We start from the raw sequence: 637 nt of genomic DNA on the forward strand, positions 1-637 counted from the left end.
TTGGCCGGTGCCGGTGATCTTAGACAATACGCACATGGACGACAGTTGCTGCGAAAAGCCGGCCTTAATCTGGCCGAAAGCACGTCAGGTAAGCGAAAGGGGCAGATTGTTTTGTCGAAACGCGGGGATTCCACATTACGCAAATATATGTTTCTTGCCACCATTCAGCTCATAGGAATCAATCCTGTCTTTCGAGAGCTGCATGAACACAACATTAAAGTGAAGCATGTGAAGAGACAACAATCCGTAATTAAATTAGTGGGAAAAGTGGCCAGGATTCTGATCAGTATCGTCCAAACGGGAGAAACATTTTCTCCTGAGAAAGCAAGAAACGCCCTTACACTTGCTGCATAAACAACTGTAATACGTTACGTAAGTTGACTCATTCGTAGGATTTCGAACAAAGAAAGCACGGAGAACCGAGTTCCTGCCCGAGAAGGGCCTAGACCCGTCCGCTAAACGCTATCGGTCTCCACACCTTGGATAAGTATGACGATGGAATGTAAGGGCAACGACCCGTTGAGCCATGGGATGGTAAACATCCAGGGCATCTTGTGGAGAAGCGTGCAGTAGATAACAGCGCCTGGGGAAATGTTCAAGAACGTTTCTTCTATTCCCGCATGCCCTAAAAAGGATT

Annotated in this window: 2 protein-coding genes; one reads left to right on the plus strand and one right to left on the minus strand. The window is 47.1% G+C overall.

What is annotated here, in order from left to right:
- Positions 1-354: transposase (locus tag ACFQI7_RS37870; protein WP_218103627.1), on the plus strand; the 354-nt coding region annotated here is incomplete at its 5' end.
- 101 nt (positions 355-455) lie between these two features.
- On the opposite strand, the gene ACFQI7_RS37875 is transcribed toward ACFQI7_RS37870, so the two are convergent.
- Positions 456-637, minus strand: a 182-nt coding sequence (locus ACFQI7_RS37875) for a hypothetical protein (RefSeq protein ID WP_377518652.1), incomplete at its 5' end; no start/stop codon positions are given.

The organism is Paenibacillus allorhizosphaerae (genome assembly GCF_042659105.1).
Lineage (GTDB): Bacteria > Bacillota > Bacilli > Paenibacillales > NBRC-103111 > Paenibacillus_G > Paenibacillus_G allorhizosphaerae.